Origin of the sequence: Pseudomonas sp. NFX98 (assembly GCF_047784845.1) — a bacterium.
Taxonomy (GTDB): domain Bacteria; phylum Pseudomonadota; class Gammaproteobacteria; order Pseudomonadales; family Pseudomonadaceae; genus Aquipseudomonas.
This window is the reverse complement of the sequence record NZ_JBLNNF010000025.1, coordinates 40,960-57,565: the sequence shown is the minus strand read 5'-3', so window position 1 is coordinate 57,565 and position 16,606 is coordinate 40,960. Positions and strand designations below refer to the sequence as shown.

The following is a 16,606-nucleotide window of genomic DNA, read 5'->3' as shown; positions in this document are numbered from 1 at the left end:
GTCTACACGACCTCTGGTCCATGGCGCCGGCGTAAGAATATGCCTATAATCGCCGCCACTTTTTGGTCAATCCGGCCAAGTGTTTTTGGTCAACTAACGGGGGCAACGCCCAATGAGCTACAGCAAGATTCCGGCTGGCAAAGACCTGCCGAACGACATCTACGTCGCGATCGAGATTCCGGCCAACCACGCGCCGATCAAATACGAAATCGACAAAGACAGCGATTGCCTGTTCGTTGACCGTTTCATGGCCACCCCAATGTTCTACCCGGCCAACTACGGTTACATCCCGAACACCCTGGCTGACGACGGTGATCCCCTCGACGTGCTGGTCGTGACCCCTTACCCGGTTGCTCCAGGTTCCGTGATCCGCGCTCGTCCGGTCGGCATTCTGAACATGACCGACGACGGCGGCGGCGATGCCAAAGTGATCGCAGTTCCACACGACAAGCTGTCCCAGCTGTACGTCGACGTGAAGGAATACACCGACCTGCCAGCACTGCTGATCCAACAGATCGAGCACTTCTTCGCGAACTACAAAGATCTCGAAAAAGGCAAATGGGTGAAGATCGAAGGCTGGGCCGGCGCAGACGCCGCCCGCGAAGCGATCACCAAGTCGGTTGCCGCTTACAAAGGCTAAGCGCAGCTGCGAGATTCAAGCTTGAAGAAGAACCCCGGTTGATCCGGGGTTTTTTGTGGGCGTTTGAAAAGCGCCGCTTAAACACCTTGTTTAAAGCGCCTCTGATTTGGTTTTTTCTTGTTTAATTTTCGCCAGCGACGTCTTACATCAAGTCTTAAATTTCCCTCGAATTTGAACAGTTCGTTTATTCAAAGCCTTATTCCGCCTCCGTAGACTCGTGTTTATGAAAAAGAACACTAGCGGCCCACGCTTTCGAGCGCTCCTACGACTTGCCAGCATCACGACTTCCGGATTTGCCGAGTTTTTGAACACGGCCCCGCAAAACGTCCATAACTGGTACACCCGCGGTGTACCCGCCCACTGCATGGAAGAAGTCGCCATGCGACTCTCCGTGAACAGTGAATGGCTGAAAACCGGTGAGGGTCAGAAAGATGCCAGACACCTGCGCCTGCTCGACGAAACGGGCAACACCTTCGACGCTCAGGCCATTCGCGGTGTCTACACGGTCATCGAGCCCACAGACGTCGAACTCCCCCTTTTCAAAGAAACCGCCACGGCGCCAGGCTCCAAAAAAAACCACGTCGTCGAAGACCCCAGCCAGTCCATACGCCTGCCCCGCGGCCACCTCGACTCACTGGAAATCAACCACGCCGACGCCATCTGCGCCCACATGATCGGTAACAGCATGGCCGAGAAAATTGAAGACGGCTCGACCCTGGCGATTGACCGAGGCTTGACCCAGATTGTCGATGGCGAAATCTACGCGATCGAACATGACGGCATGCTGCGTATCAAATACCTGCATCGTGTTCCGGGCAATGCCATACGCATGCGCAGCCACAACAGCGCGCAATACCCGGACGAAATCTTCAGGGCCGCACAAATCGAAGAACAAAATATTCGGGTATTGGGCTGGGTGTTCTGGTGGTCGACACTCAACAAGCGCAGGCCGGAGGTGCCGTTCCTGTAATACCCAGCTTTTTGTAGCAGCTGGCGAAGCCTGCGTCCGGCTGCGCAGCAGACGTAAAATCGGTTACTGCGGTGTTTCAAATAAACCGTAGGTGGCGGGTAGACGACTGCTGTGAAGCCGGACGCAGCCTTCGGCAGCTGCTACACGTCAGTGCGATAGCTCTATAACGCACTCCAAGCTGGGAATTTCCCAAAAAAATCAGTATGCTGCGCCCCACATTTGCGCATCAACCCGCCAAGCGGCTCTGATCGCACCGACAAGGCAGATGACTTTCTCGCCGAGTCCCACAGCCGGACGCAAGATCCGGGTGTACGTTTTGAAGGCTGGCGCGGTTTACCAAAAATGATCCAAGCCAGTCCCCGAGAAGCCGGCCACAAGCCGGCTTTTTAATGCCTGAAAGCTATGTAGAATGCGGGCCGGATACAAAACGCCATCTTTGACCCACACTTTGACCCACACCCAAACACTTGGTTAGCCGGCTCCATCGACTCGATTCTGGTATCAACGATCTGTGTCGTCTCATGGCTCACGCCTACAACCACGCCTCACAGAGCGTCTCCGCCTGATTGAGTATCAACTGGGCCGCTTCCTCGGCTTGATCCGGCGGGTACTTGTACTTGCGTAGAATTCGACGCACCAGGATGCGCAATTTGGCCCGCACGCTTTCACGGCTGCTCCAATCGACACTGACGTTGGCTCGCAGGCTGGCGGTCAGTTCATGGGCAGTTTTGGCAAGGATCTCGTCGCCCAGTTCGCGTACCGAGGCCTCGTTGGTGGCCAAAGCACCGTAAAACGCCAGCTCGTCATCGTTGAGCCCAAGCGCATCGCCGCGCTGGCTAGCCGCAGCGAATTTCTTGGCCATTTCGATCAGCTCATCAATAACCTGAGCAGTTTCGATAGAGCGGTTTTGGTAGCGCTTGATTACATTGGCCAGTAGCTCGGAGAACTTCTTCTCTTGGGCCAGGTTGGTGCTGTACCGCCTCTTGATCTCGCCTTCCAGCAAGCGCTCCAAGAGCTCGACCGCGAGGTTCTTCTCGGGCAGGTTGCGCACCTCGGTGAGGAACGCGTCATCGAGCAGGCCGATATTGGGCTTTTCCAGGCCCACGGCCTGGAAAATGTCGACCACCTCGCCGGAGACCACGGCATTGCCGATGATCTGACGGATGGCCAACTCACGCTCTTCGTCGGTCTTTTTCTGTTGGCTGACTTCACGCTTGATCAAGATCACCTTGATCGCCTGGAAGAACGCCACTTCCTCGCGGACGGCTTTGGCTTCATCCAAAGTGCAGCACAGCGTGAAGGCCTTGCTCATGGCCAGCGCAGTATCCGCATAGCGCTTCTTACCGTCTTCCAAGCCCAACACTTGGTTGGCGGCCCCAGCGAGCAGTTTGTGCCCACCGGTGAGAAAATCGCTGCAGTCGAAGCCATGCAGCAGGCTGCGCAAAACGTCGAGCTTTTCCTCCAATACCGCATAGGCTTCATGGGCATCTACGGTCGGCCGCCCTTTGCCCTTGCTACCGGTGTACTCCTTGAGCGCTGCTTTCAACTCATTGGCGATACAGATGTAGTCCACCACCAAGCCGCCCTGCTTGTCCTTGAACACACGGTTGACCCGGGCAATCGCCTGCATGAGGTTGTGCCCTTTCATGGGTTTGTCCACGTATAGGGTGTGAACGCACGGCGCATCGAAACCGGTTACCTCGCCGTGGCATCGGAGCTATGCAATCGGCCGAGGCTGTATAAAAACGCAAGCACTGCTTTGAAGTCTGCGTCGCCATTTAAAATCAGCCAATGATCGGTGTATCTGCGAACCTAAAGTTTGCGTGGGAACGCGATTTTCGTTCTGGATGCGACCGCCAGACCTCCTCTAAACCGGTTTTAAACAGCCTCGGCCAGAAGCAGCCGCTCGGGCACCCGTTTGCAATCGAACTAACCAATCATTTACGACAGATTTAGCCATCATGCTTCGTAGCCACGAACGGCAGTGAACGACCGAATCTGTTGAAAACAGTCGGTCCGCCCAAATGGCTTCAATATTGACTGATGAAAACGCCATTTTTACACTCTGCTACGTGAACTCTTAGCCCGGATGGCCAAAACTAAAGACTTCAATCTCAGAAACGTATTTTTCTGCCGTGGAAACCATAGCCGACTTTTTCAACAGAATCGGCCCATTGCAGTCACTCGAAGTCTGTCTTCGAGCGGCTGTTATGAGCGAATACAGCCAATCGCGGTTAGCGACGCAACGGCCGCTGTCGCTAAGAAAGCGGAAATCGTGATACCACTACGCCCCAGACCCGGCTCGGTCGCTGCATTCTTCGCACAGTGCAGATCGCCTTGGACGAATTCTCGGTGATCAATCAGTGATGATGTGAGAGTGGCGTCCCGGTATCGGCAGAAAATGGGCTGCGAGCAGCTGACCGACAGTTAGGCGCTTACCAGGCGAGCGCACCGACGGCTGCCTCGAGAACAACCACACGCTAGAATACCCGTTTGAGTTAGATGCTTTAGGTGACAATGCCTTATGAAGTCCAGGATCGGCCCAAACGGAGTGCATCTTTTCGATCGACTTTCAGGTCTGAATGTCCTTCTAGACGAGTTGCGCCCAAAAGAGGCGGATTGGTCAACGTCCCCCCGACAAGTATCCATTGCACTAACCAATGTTTGCGACCTTCACTGCGCATACTGTTACGCGCCAAAGCACAAAGCGTCGCTGAATACTGATCAAGTGCTCGGCTGGTTGAAGGAGCTGGATACTGGGGGGTGCCTCGGTATCGGATTTGGTGGCGGCGAACCCACGCTGCATTCTGATTTCGTCGACATATGCAAACGGGTTGCGGGAGAGACTCAGCTCGCGGTCACATTCACGACTCATGGTCATCGCCTGACGCCACAGCTGGTCGAGCGCCTCAAGGGCTCGATCCACTTCGCACGAGTTAGCGTTGACGGGGTAGGTCGGACCTATGAAGAACAGCGTGGTAAGCAGTTTGCCAGCCTGCTCCGAGGCATGGAGTCGATTGCGACCTTGTCACCCTTTGGGATCAACGTCGTGGTCAACGAACACACTGTTGCAGATCTTGACGCGATCAGCGAGCTCGCGCAAAACGTTGGAGCTAGCGAATTGCTCTTACTTCCTCAGCAAGCAACCACCGCAGTCGCAAGCATGGGTGGAGTGGTCGGCCAAGCACTTCAGGGCTGGGTTTCCAACTACAGAGGCAAGGTTCGCCTTGCGGTCAGTGAGGCGGGTGCGTCAGGACTGCCTACATGCGACCCCTGTCCTGATGAGCGAGGCCTTCAGGCCTATGCGCACATTGACGCGTCCGGCATGCTTCGCGCGAGTTCTTACTCGCCTGCCGGCGCGAAGATTGGAGACGGCGGCGTTCTGTCGGCGCTTAAGCGACTCAGAAATACCTTTGAGATCAAATGCGAGACGCAATCATGAAGATTTGGAACGGATACGGGTCTGAGCATTCGATGAACCTGGTTCTCATCGGGAGGTTCAAGCGAGCGCAAGACGCAGAGAAGGTCGAGAAGGACATTGACAGTCTCAGCGCTCAGGCCTCGAAAGATGACAGCCACTCCATCACTTTTGGTGAACCAGAGGATCAGAGGTTTTCAGATGACATGCTCTCGTTGCTGCGCAGCCTGAACCTCAACACCTTGGGGCCTGCTGATCTCGGCCAGCTGGTATCTGAGCATTATCTCAGACGTGAAGGCGATCAAATCACTGTCACTACTGATGAAGCTGAAGTGTCCGCGTTCGTGAAGATATTTATCGAGGCAGGGGCAAAGGTAGAAGTCTTCTCGGCGCACGACTACCCGCCCGATACCGCCGATGCCAGCTGACAGGGAAAACACTGATGCCTGAAGCAAATTGGGATGTATTCAACGAGCTACCCGGAGCAGCGGATGAAAACTTCGAGAAGCTTTGCCGCTCTCTGGTGCGCCGACACTACGGGCGCTTCGGGCGCTTCAAGCAACTCGCAAACCAGCCAGGCGTGGAATTCCACCTCCAGCTGACGGAGTCTTGTGATCTCGGAGCGCCGCCACGCTGGATTGGTTGGCAATGCAAATGGTATGAGCTGGCGAACGGACAAGACTTGGGAGCCACGCGCCGCAACAAGATCATTGAGGGCATGGAGAAGACGCGCAAGCATGTCCAAGGTGTGACCGATTGGAAGCTTTGGACACACCACACCCTGACAAAGGGAGACCAGGAGTGGTTCTTCGCGCTTGAGAAGGACCGCTTCCCCGAGTTGAAGTTGGAGCTGCTGACGGCAACCGACATCGAAGACCTCTTGGTTGGGCCGGGAGCGCTACTTCGAGAAACCTACTTCGGCGAGCTCGTTCTGACGCCTGCGCTACTTGCTGAGCAGTACAGGCTCGCTGCGGCTCCGTTCAAGCGCCGATACCAGCCAGAAGTTCATGTTGTCGTTGAGGCAGAGGAGAAGGTACTCAGGCATCTGGGCGGCCAGGGTGCGTGGGAATCACTAAAGAAGCTCTCAAATGCCCTCAAGAGGAATTACACGGACATTGCTTCTCTTACGGGGCAACTCAAAACCGAAATAAAGGCCGAAGTCGAATCGCTCCTGGCTAGAGCCACCGGATTGGCTGACCTGCTTGATAGCCTGCACGAGGCGCTTGGCAAGGGCGACTTCGACGCTGTACAACAAATACTGGCGTCGAATCCATCGCAGCCGGTGCGCTACGACAGGCTGCTCTCGAAGCTGCGTGGGGCGCGTTCAAACGGAGCTCCGTTAGCTGCGAATCTGGTTGCGGACATCCACGCAGTTTCATCGGCACTGCGCATTCTGGAGCGGTCGATTGGCGTTCGAGCCGTCGCCGTGCTCGCGGCCGCGGGCGAAGGAAAGTCTGAGCTTGCTGTCAAGGTGACGCAGGCGGACGGAGAATTCCCCGGTGGTATCTTGCTGCTGGGCAAGAATCTCCATGCAGGCCAGGGGCTTGACGATCTCGTATCTGCCTTCAAGATTTCTGGCAGGCCGGCGGAGAGCTTCGACCGGCTGGTTGAGGCCGTAGATGCGGCGGGTCAGCGCGCGGGCAAGCGCATCCCTATTGTCATTGACGGTCTAAATGAGGCGGAAGACCCGAGAAATTGGAGTGAGGAGCTCTGGAGGGCGGATGAGCTTCTTAAAGACTTTCCGTACGTACTGTTGGTAGTCACTCTGCGCAATGAGTTCACTCAGATGTGCCTGCCAGAGGAGTTTCCTCAAGTTGAGCACAACGGGTTCCAGGAAGATCCGCAGACGGCTATCGACAAGTACTTTGAGTACTACAAGATCGACGCCACCGACGCGGATCTGCCAATTGAGTTCTTGCAGCACCCTTTGACGCTGAGAATTTTCTGCGAGGTGGCAAACCCTCGACGCCAGCACATTGTCGGCGTGGAGGCGTTACCCGGTTCGCTTGCAAGCCTGTTTGAAGTGCACTTCAACAAGGTCGCCGAACGAGTTGCTGAGCTTTCACCAGCGGCGCATCGCATCTATCAGGAGGAAGTGCAAGATGCGTTGCTGACGATCGCGGGTCTACTCTGGGGGGGCAACGCGAGAAGCGTGGAGTTCCAAGCTGCACGGTCGGCTGTTCGAGACTTGGGCCGTTGGGACGCCAGCGTCATTCGCGCGCTGGAGTCCGAAGGTGTCCTCGTTCGAACAACTTCTGAAGACGGCGGCCAAGGAATCGCGTTTTCCTACGACCTGATGGCTGGACATATGATGGCACGGTACCTTCTTGCCAGGCCGTCCTTGGTGCAATGGCTGCAAAGCGATGAAGGACGCGCGCAGTTCCAATTCCGTGAGGCTGGATCGCATACCTTCGCCTATGACGTGTTCCAGGCTCTGGTTGGCCTGTATCCGCAACGCCTTGGCAGGCGCCAGCTTTGGCAAGAATTGTCGGACGACAACCTTGTCATGAACGCTCTGTTGTTGACAGCGCAATCAGACCCAAGGCAAATCGGGCGGGAAACGGTGGAACGGTTCGCGCGCGCAATGCAGGAGTCGAAGCAGTTTGCACGGATGGCCTTCAAGAGACTTCGGCGTACCAGGGCAGCGCGAGCGCATCCGTTTGACATGGACTTCTTGCACGGCGTGCTCTTGGCCATGCCCAATACGCAGCGCGATCTTTTCTGGTCGGAGTGGGTTCGCGAGAGGTCTGAGGAAGTTGAAGACGATTTCAAATTCCTGTCGACTAGGTGGAAGTCGGGGAGCCTAGACGAGCGAGAGATTCGGCGGGCGCGTTGGGTGATGTGGACACTGACGTCGACGTTCAGAAGCTTGCGGGACGTGGCCACCAAGACCCTGTACGAATTCGCCGCCAAGCGGCCTGCGGAATTTTTCCGGCTGGCGGTGGAGGCAACTGCCATTTCAGACCCGTACGTCCCCGAGCGGATGTTCGCCGCGGCCTACGGTACGGTGCTGACCACTTGGTCGGATATTAATGCTGTGGAAATGCGTGAGGTGCTGCCGAGAGCCGCTCGTGAGATTTATCAAGCGATATTCGCGCCTGGCGCGACGCATCCTACCTGGCATGCTCTATATCAGCTGTATTGTCTGGGAATCATTGCCATCGCGAGGACGGTTGATCCGGCTTGCTTGTCTGAGCACGAAGCAGCTCATCTCCTTCCACCGTTTGGCCATCTGCCCAGTCCGTTTGAGAACATGCCGCAGTACGATCCTGCGGTGATCGAACGTGCGAAGCGCGCGGCGATTCGAATGGACTTCGGTAATTACACGATGGGGAGACTGATTCCAGGTCGGTCGAACTACGACGACCGCAACCCAGAGTACCAGCGGGTACTGCCGGCAATAGTTTCGCGAATGCTGGTTCTTGGCTATGACCCCGAGCAGTTCGAAGCTGCTGATCGACAAATGAACTCCGGCCCTCGTATGGGAAATGATAAGCACAAAGTCGATAGATACGGAAAGAAATACGGCTGGATTGCTTACTTCGAGATGTGGGGAGTCAGGTGCGCGCAGGGCCTTCTTGCGGAGGAGCGCAGCGCTCGTCCCTCGGATGCGGACATTGACCCGACATTCCCGCTTGAGGCCGCAAGCATTGACCTGTCGCTCCCAGTCCTATTCACCGATCAACCTACGGATGCTAGCGACTGGTTGGTAAGAGGTACGCAACCAGACTACCGCAGTATCCTCGAAATCGCGAAGGTTGATGACATGACGGGGCCGTGGGTCGTTCTTAACGGGTTTCTCGAACAGAATGCTCCCGCTGATGACCGACAGGTCTTCACCTTCTTCCGAGGGGTACTCGTAGACAGCGGAGAAGTCGACCGCCTATGCACGTTGTTCACGGGTCTCGAATACCCGGGCAATGGCGCCATTCCAGAGGAGCCAGGCTACTATTACACCTATGCGGGTGAGATGCCTTTCTCCTCGATTCCAGGTATGCCTGCCGCCGACGAGCATGAGGGCGACCGTGCCGACTACATGGTGTCCACTGAGAGGTGGTCAAACAATGGCGTCGCAGTCGACATCCCAGTGCAAAAGTACCACTGGGAGGGCTACCACAGCGTAGTGAACCAAAGTAGCGGTGCGTGTTTGCCCTCTAAACTGATCTGTGAGGCTTTGAATCTCAGGTACCGTGCCAACAAATGGGACTTGTACGATGCTGCAGGCGTGGCGTCCCTGTACCGTTCAGTTGGAGAATATGACTCGCAGATCAGTGGCTATTTCTGTTATCTGCGTCGTGACCTTCTTGACAGCTACTTAACGCAGTCCGGCAAGACGCTGGTATGGCTCATGTGGGGGGAGCGTGGCTTCCATCACAGATCAACCGAGCCGCAAAACCTTCAGGAGTGTTACGCGAACCACCAGCATATTCACAAGTGCAATCACGTCTATCAGCCTGCTTCGAGCACGCAATCATAGGCTGAATCAGGCGAGGGGACGCCGTCATTCTTGGACACGGTAGATGTTTATGCAGGGCACGGAATCGGTATTGGATTCAGTATTTGGCTGCTTTGGCCAAGAGTTGGTCGTTACCGAAGGATAAATCCAGCTTTCAGGTTTTGGTTCTATCGGGCAGTCGACTACTTGATTTTCGAAAACTTGGGAGCCCATCTGGCTAGCGCAAGGCGTGACCGCTTTTGGCCGTTCTCTCCCAGTCATGGCCACGCAGTGTGATGGTCGAATCCGATGGAAATGATTGGTCAGGCCGAATGCAAAGGGGGGTAAGTCTGTTCAATTATCCAGACAGGTAAACAATCAAGAATCCATCGGCTCTGCCGATTAGGGCATAAAGGGCATACGGAAAGAGGATCTTCAATGGCAGCAATAAACACCGCTGATCGTGACCTTTGGGAAACTTTTGCGTCAGATTCAAATTTTAAGAAAGTGCGTGACGCACGTGTAGTGAACGCCGAGAAGATGAAAGAGCTGAAAGGCTCATTCGAAAATTTTCGTCAAGGCAGGCGCATTCTCTCCACCGAAAGCGCAACGGAGCTGCGTGGGAAGCTTCTGCACATGTTGCAACTTCAACATGCGGTTGCAGTGGAGTGTGAAACCCTTGGCCCGGCATTTGAAATCGTAAAGGCCAAAATCCAATCGGAGTTCGATACTCAGGTCGAAATGGCATATATGGCGCAGGTCAATGACTGGCTGCGATTGATCGAACGCGGCACCACCAACGCGCTGGGTCTGTAATCGGCGGTAATTCGCGACCTGGGATTTGAATGGAAACCGGACTGATGAAAAACATGCTTTGCACATCCTTGCTTGCTCTTACTGCCATGTCTGTGCAGACGGCTCAGGCGGGAGATGCGAGCTGCAACGCGCGTTACAACACCGTCGTATTCGTGTATCCGAAGCCAGTAGGCGATCCGATTTACGACAAGCTCTCCGAAAACGCGAAAAGCATGCGAAACAGTTCGCCTGAGGGCATCCTCGACGCTACCTTTGGCAAAGGCCAGTACGAGGTTGTCAAAATCGATGACGTCCCTCTCACTGCTAACGGCAAATCTGTCGTGAGCGAAAAACTGCACAACGACAAGGCAGTACTTATTACGGGGGCAGACGGCAAACCAAAAATCACCCCCACCCACACTGGCTGGCGTTACATATACGCCGCTGAACCTTTTGACGACGGGGTCAGGACCGATATTCGGATAGAGCGTTTCGATAAAACACCGGTCACTGGCAAGCCTATGCTCTTGCACGCCAGGTGGACAGCTATCGTAAATAAGGCCGTATTGCAGGACTGGACTGTAGCGTCATATCCCTACGGTTTCGTCACGCAGATGTACGTAACCGATTGCCCGTTAGCGCATAACCGCTGATACCACCGAAAGACCGCTGTAGTTCCACCTGATGAACTCGCAGCAGATCAGGCGTGGAAAGTACTTTCAGGCGTTGGCCAAGTCCCTGATCCTGAGGACTGTGGTGGTTGAGCAGTTGGCGTGCCTGGCTGTTGCGCGGATGCCAAGGCCTGCACCGAGCAGTTCCGTAACACGCTTGTGCAGATCTTCATCAATCTGCCGGCCCTGGTACTTGCCAGCAGCTTTTGCCTTCTCGATACCTTGGGCCTGACGCTCGCGGCGTTGCTCGTAGTCCTTGCGCGCAATGGCTGCCATCATTTCCACCAGCATCGAGTTGATAGCGCCAAGCATCCGCCCGGTGAACTCGTCACCCTTCGTATCCTGCATTCCCTGGTGACTGGTCGGGAGATCGAGCGCGACGATACGCAGGCCCTTGGAATCAATCGTGGCCTTGAGCTTCTGCCAGTCCTCCACCGGCAAGCGGGAGAGCCGGTCTATCGATTCCACCAGCAGCACGTCGCCCTTGCGCGCATCTTTGAGCAGACGCAACAACTCAGGTCGGTCTGCGGAGGCGCCGCTGGCATTCTCCAAATACACGCTCGCGATGACCTTGTTATGTTCGCTGGTGAACTGGTCAAGCGAGGCTTGGGCGCGACTGGCGTCTTGTTCTTCGGTGGATGCCCGGAGATATGCGCGGATGAACATGATGTGCCCTCGTATCAGTTAGGGTGCTCCATTAATACTGTTGCACTATGAGTGTCACTAATCAAGCAGAAAGGGAAAAATAAATTTGAATGAACGCGTATCAGCTAAGGCATACCTAAAACTGCCGTAGTCGCATGATCGCATCTGTGATGTCTTGAGCATTCCGGTCTAGCGTTTCCATAGCCGCAATTGCGTTAGCGGCAACATTCCCCACTCCATTCTCATAAAGCCACTTGGTCAGCTCCTCAATTGCCGCACATATGGCGTGCTGGTTGTGCAGGAGAAGTGTGAGTGCGTCTGCCGTGGCGATGTTGGTTTCAGAGTGATCTGACATGGTTATCCTCCTTGAGTAATTTATGCGGGAAGACTAGCTGAACTCGCGATTGGCTCCAGCTACTTCTGCAGCTCCCGTGCCCGGTCAATTACAGTAAGCCGCCTATCCATTTTCATTCGACTTAACAAACCATCTGCGTTGGGTTGACCCTTCCCTTAGCAAACATGACCGGCAGTGACCGATCAAATCCACACTTCACAGATGCCGATTTACTGCCAGAAGAGGTGTATGAGTGTGATTAAGGTGATTGTTTTACTGTTAACTCTTAACTTACTCACAAGAAAAAGAGTTTGAGAGAAAAATGCGGTCGCTCAGGAGACGCGTTCACGGCTAGGCAACGAAAATTGACCACAGTTTTCTCACTCGCGTAAGGGCAGCAATAAAGACAACCTCTTTCCGCAGCGTTTCACTTAGTTACTATCCTTCAACGATCTTCAACCAATTCGCAAATTAGGGACGTTAGCTCCTCTAAGACAACCGGTTTACCAACAAATGCATCAAAGCGGCCTTCTCCCCGGTAGCCTACACCTTCGGCCGCGCCGTAACCTGTCAACGCGATTGCTGGCACCGCTGTGTAATCAGGCAGTTTACGTAGCGCAACAAGTAGCTCATGACCATCCATGTGCGGCAGTCCGATGTCCGAGATAACTACATCGAAGCATTGCGTCTGCGCCACTGACAGAGCTTTGGAAGGGTGATCGAATGCCAGAACGTGCGCATCTTCCAACTCGAGCAGCAACTGAAGTGTTTCCAGTACCTCGGGCGAGTCATCGACGAGGAGTATGCGAATCCCAGCCAACTGACCTTGGTCGTTATCAGGATCGTTACTGGCATGCTGATTTGGCGCTTCGGTGAGTGGCAGCTCTACGGTAAAGCGTGAACCTTTGCCCGCGCCCTCGGAATACGCTTGGATGCTGCCATTGTGGCTTTCAACAAGTTGTTCGACCAATGCCAAGCCAATTCCCAAGCCACCTCGATGCTGGCCAGAAGGGCGATGGTCGGCCTGTCCGAACATTTCGAAAATACGTTCCAATTGATCCTTCTCGATACCCGGGCCGGTATCAATCACATCGATACGTACCGACTGCTCCAGCTTCGTCGTGACAACTTGCACTTTACCATCAGCGGGGGTGAATTTAATGGCGTTACTGATCAGATTCCAAATGATCTGTTCAATCCGGGTCTGATCTGCATCGATGAATAGACTCTGTTCAGGTGTCTTGAAGTGAATCTTGCATCCGGGTTCTGCTTTCAGCACAACTTGTTGAATCTCATTGAGTACCACCACGAGATCCAGCGGCTTGCATTGCAACTGCAGCTTGCCATTGCGTACCCGCGCGACGTCCATCAGGTCATCGATGATGCGCGCTTGGCTGGCTACCGCATCAGTGATGGTGGTGATCGCTTTTTGTAGCGTCGGGTCTTTCCTTGCCACAGGAAGCCGACGTGCCACTTGGGCATTCAGATGAATGAGATTCAGCGGATGTTTGAGTTCATGCGACATGACCGCAAAGAACTGATCTTTTTGCTGGCTGGAATTCAGGGACGCCGTAAGGTTCCGCTGTTGCTCTTCGTGCAACTTGATATGGTCAGTCAGATCGCGCGCGATTTTTACAAAGCCTTGGAAGCCTTTGCTCGCCAATGCCGTGACCTCGCCGCTGCAATAAAACTTGCTACCATCCTTGCGTGCGTGCCAGCGCTCATCGTCACTACGACCTTTAGTACGGGCCGTTTCCAGCTCCATTTCTGGAACACCTGATCGCTGATCCTCGGCGGAAAAGATGAAGCGAAAATGCTGACCTTCAGCCTCGTCCCGGCTGAAGCCAAAAGTGTTCCTCGCCCCGTCGTTCCAGTCGGTGATGAAGCCCTCCTCATTAAGCACGATGATCGCGTAGTCATGGGTGCTTTCGGTGACCAGACGCATTCTTTCTTCGCTCAAACGAAGCTCTTGCTCAGCCTCCCGCCGAGAGGTGATATCAATAAAGGTCAGAACGATACCGCCTATCTGATCCACATTGGAGCGATATGGCAAGATTCGCACTATGTACCAACGGTCATCGGAACTCGCGACTTCGCGTTCGATGCCCTTGAGAGTATCGAATACTGACACGGCATCCTCGGCCATTCCGTCGTATTTGAGGCGATGAGTGATATCCAGCAAGGGCCGACCGGCGTCTACCGCCAGCATGCTAAAAATATCCGTTGCTCGAGGGGTAAACCATTTGATCCGCAGCTCTCTATCAACGAAAACAGTGGCAATGTCGGTGGAACTGATCAGGTTGCTCAGGTAGTCGTTGACTTGGTCTGTTTCCTCAACTTTGATCTTCAACTCGTGGTTAACAGTGAGCAGTTCTTCGTTGATTGACTGCAATTCTTCCTTGCTGGTTTCCAGCTCTTCGGACGCTGAGCGGAGCTCTTCATTGATCGCCTGCATCTCCTCGTTGGAGGCCTTCAGTTCTTCGCTCGAGACTTCTGACTGCTCAATAACGTCCTGAAGTTGCAGCTTGGTACGCTGCAACTCCCGATCCAGGTTGGAAAGCATCTGATTTTCAGATTGTACGGATGCGTTGGAACTGACGTTTTGTGCGTCTATTTCTTGCTCGCTGAACGAGATGTAAAGACAGTTCAGCTCTGTTTCAGCGTCCGTGAACGGGTGCACCTCGATTTGCACCTGGTAATGCTGTCCGTCGCGTTTATGATTGATCGGGCGGGCCCGAGTGGACTGCCCGGATTGTTGAGATTGGTAGATGGTAGTGCGTAGTTCTAGGCGCAGATCTCCGCTCACCAGCGATAGGAGATTATTGCTGACCTCGCCGGTCATGTGCTGAAGATATCGACCCGCGCCCTGACTGATGTAGAGCACGTCGGCTTCGCTGTTAACAATGATGCTAGGTGGAGAAAAGCGTTCTGCGGCACGCTGATAGATTTCGACCGTGGACGGCTTTTTCACTGGTCGCATATCACTAGGTAGAGACGATGCAATGGTGCGCGCATAGCCCCCACGGGGCATGGCAGGTAGGCGGTGAGTATTGGGGCCGCCGCGAGCACGAAAAATGCGATTCTTCTTGTCAACGGTGGTGAAAAGTTCAGGGCAAGCATCCGCTGATTCAGAGGTGCCGAGAAAGAGATATCCACCTGCGCGCAATGCAAAATGAAACATTTGCAAAATTTCGCGCTGAATGTCGCGATCTAGATAAATAAGCAGATTTCGGCAAACGATCAGGTCTATCTGAGAAAAAGGTGGGTCAGCCAACAAGCTGTGCTTGGCGAAGAGCACTCGTTCACGAATATCCTTGCGGACGCGATAGTTGGCATCTTCTTTGATGAAGTATTGCCGCAAGCGTGCGGGTGAGACGTCAGTGATGATTGCCTCAGAGTACAGTCCTGTACGTCCGGTGCTTATGGCACGGTCATCGATATCGCTGGCGAACACCTGGATTTTGAAATCAGACGACGTTTCAGCTTTGTAATCATTGAGCAGGATTGCGAGTGAATAGGCTTCCTCCCCCGTGGATGCACCAGCCGACCAGACTCGGATCTCAGGGACGCTATCGGATTCGTTTTGACGAGCGAACAACTGGGGAATCACCTCCCGCTCCAATGATTCAAAAGATTCACGGTCGCGAAAGAAATTGGTTACTCCGATGAGCATGTCATCTAGCAGCGCCTTGGTCTCATCGGCGTGTGCACAGATGTAAACGTAATAGGTAGGCAAATCAGGCTGCGCGGTTACCTGCATACGCCGTTCGATACGGCGTAAGACCGTGGCACGTTTGTAGTGCTTGAAGTCATGGCCGGTAGCTGCGCGTAGCTTGGTAAGGATATCAATCAACGCTTGCTCTGCCTGTTCGACAGCTCGCTCATCTAGCTTAGGTGGAGTGCCCGGCTGGATATCTGCAGCATTCGGAAGTTGAATGCGCTGGGCGTTTTGCCATAGGTTCAGTATTTTCTGCGGCATTTCTACAACAGGTAATACGAAATCGACTTTATGAGTATTGATCGCTGCCTGCGGCATCCCTTCAAATTCGGCATCCTCGGGATGCTGGGCTAACGTGACACCGCCTTGCTCCTTGATACGTGACAAGCCAACGGCTCCATCAGATCCCGTGCCGGAAAGAACGACACAGAAAGCGTGTTCTTTATGAGCGTCCGCCAAATCGCGGAAAAAGAGATCGATGGTTACATGCCGTCCACTTCTAGGTTCTGGAGGTAAGCCACGAAGATAGCCGTCGTTCATGGAAAGGCGCTGCGCGGGAGAAATCACATAAATATGATTGCGTTCAATGGGCGAAGCGGAAACCAATTGGATGACCGGCATCTTAGTTCGGGAAGCGATCAGTTTTCCCGCGCTGCTTTGGTGATCGGGAGACAAATGCAAAACCACCACGAACGCCATTCCGCTGTCAGCAGGCATGTGCTCGAAAAAGCTCTGAACAGCCAATAATCCGCCAGCGGAAGCACCAATACCTACTACTGGAAAGCCCAGATGACTAGGTTGAATATCCTGTCGCTGAGGACGATCTGTGCCCACATCATTTTCGCTGTTCATCACGTCAGTCCTATCGTGGTCGCGCGGGTTTGAAATTCACCTCCAAAGCTAACCTGTCAGCTACGAATGTCCATTGCAAACCAAAAATCTGCAGCAGGCGAACACGTCGAAAGGAGATAGCTCTAAGG

Annotated in this window: 10 protein-coding genes and 1 pseudogene; 7 read left to right on the top strand and 4 right to left on the bottom strand. The window is 54.2% G+C overall.

From position 1 onward, the window contains the following. Positions 1-112 precede the first annotated feature (112 nt). Together ppa and ACM110_RS26905 are read left to right on the top strand one after the other, a co-directional pair. Positions 113-640, top strand: coding sequence for an inorganic diphosphatase (ppa, locus tag ACM110_RS26910; RefSeq protein WP_007990564.1), 528 nt, complete (start codon positions 113-115; stop codon positions 638-640). A gap of 223 nt (positions 641-863) precedes the next feature. Then, the gene (locus ACM110_RS26905) at positions 864-1,610 is read left to right on the top strand and encodes a LexA family transcriptional regulator (protein ID WP_416130148.1); all 747 of its coding nucleotides are present in this window, start codon (positions 864-866) and stop codon (positions 1,608-1,610) included. Between the two features lie 532 nt (positions 1,611-2,142). Here ACM110_RS26905 and ACM110_RS26900 read toward each other — a convergent pair. Further along, a pseudogene (locus ACM110_RS26900) lies at positions 2,143-3,309 on the bottom strand (type I restriction enzyme endonuclease domain-containing protein); the annotation flags it as partial. Between the two features lie 825 nt (positions 3,310-4,134). Here ACM110_RS26900 and ACM110_RS26895 point away from each other — a divergent pair. From ACM110_RS26895 to ACM110_RS26875, 5 genes are all read left to right on the top strand, one after another. Then, positions 4,135-5,052, top strand: coding sequence for a radical SAM protein (locus ACM110_RS26895; RefSeq protein WP_416130147.1), 918 nt, complete (start codon positions 4,135-4,137; stop codon positions 5,050-5,052). A 32-nt stretch (positions 5,053-5,084) separates the two neighbouring features. Beyond that, a complete protein-coding gene (locus ACM110_RS26890; protein ID WP_416130146.1) occupies positions 5,085-5,456 on the top strand; it encodes a DUF6375 family protein in 372 nt (123 codons plus the stop codon). Positions 5,457-5,470: 14 nt separating this feature from the next. Continuing rightward, positions 5,471-9,505, top strand: coding sequence for a hypothetical protein (locus ACM110_RS26885; protein ID WP_416130145.1), 4,035 nt, complete (start codon positions 5,471-5,473; stop codon positions 9,503-9,505). Between the two features lie 396 nt (positions 9,506-9,901). Continuing rightward, the gene (locus tag ACM110_RS26880) at positions 9,902-10,279 is read left to right on the top strand and encodes a hypothetical protein (protein WP_416130144.1); all 378 of its coding nucleotides are present in this window, start codon (positions 9,902-9,904) and stop codon (positions 10,277-10,279) included. A 44-nt stretch (positions 10,280-10,323) separates the two neighbouring features. After that, a complete protein-coding gene (locus tag ACM110_RS26875) occupies positions 10,324-10,911 on the top strand; it encodes a hypothetical protein (RefSeq protein WP_416130143.1) in 588 nt (195 codons plus the stop codon). A gap of 66 nt (positions 10,912-10,977) precedes the next feature. Here the strand turns inward: ACM110_RS26875 and ACM110_RS26870 are convergent, their stop codons facing one another. The 3 genes from ACM110_RS26870 to ACM110_RS26860 all read right to left on the bottom strand — a co-directional run bounded on the left by ACM110_RS26870 (position 10,978) and on the right by ACM110_RS26860 (position 16,478). Further along, positions 10,978-11,595 carry a recombinase family protein gene (locus tag ACM110_RS26870; RefSeq protein WP_416130142.1) on the bottom strand — a complete coding sequence of 206 codons (618 nt, stop codon included), beginning with the start codon at positions 11,593-11,595 and terminating at the stop codon, positions 10,978-10,980. A 115-nt stretch (positions 11,596-11,710) separates the two neighbouring features. Beyond that, the gene (locus tag ACM110_RS26865) at positions 11,711-11,929 is read right to left on the bottom strand and encodes a hypothetical protein (RefSeq protein WP_416130141.1); all 219 of its coding nucleotides are present in this window, start codon (positions 11,927-11,929) and stop codon (positions 11,711-11,713) included. Between the two features lie 424 nt (positions 11,930-12,353). Then, on the bottom strand, positions 12,354-16,478 hold the full coding sequence (locus ACM110_RS26860; protein ID WP_416130140.1) for a CheR family methyltransferase: 4,125 nt from the start codon (positions 16,476-16,478) through the stop codon (positions 12,354-12,356). Positions 16,479-16,606: the final 128 nt, after the last annotated feature.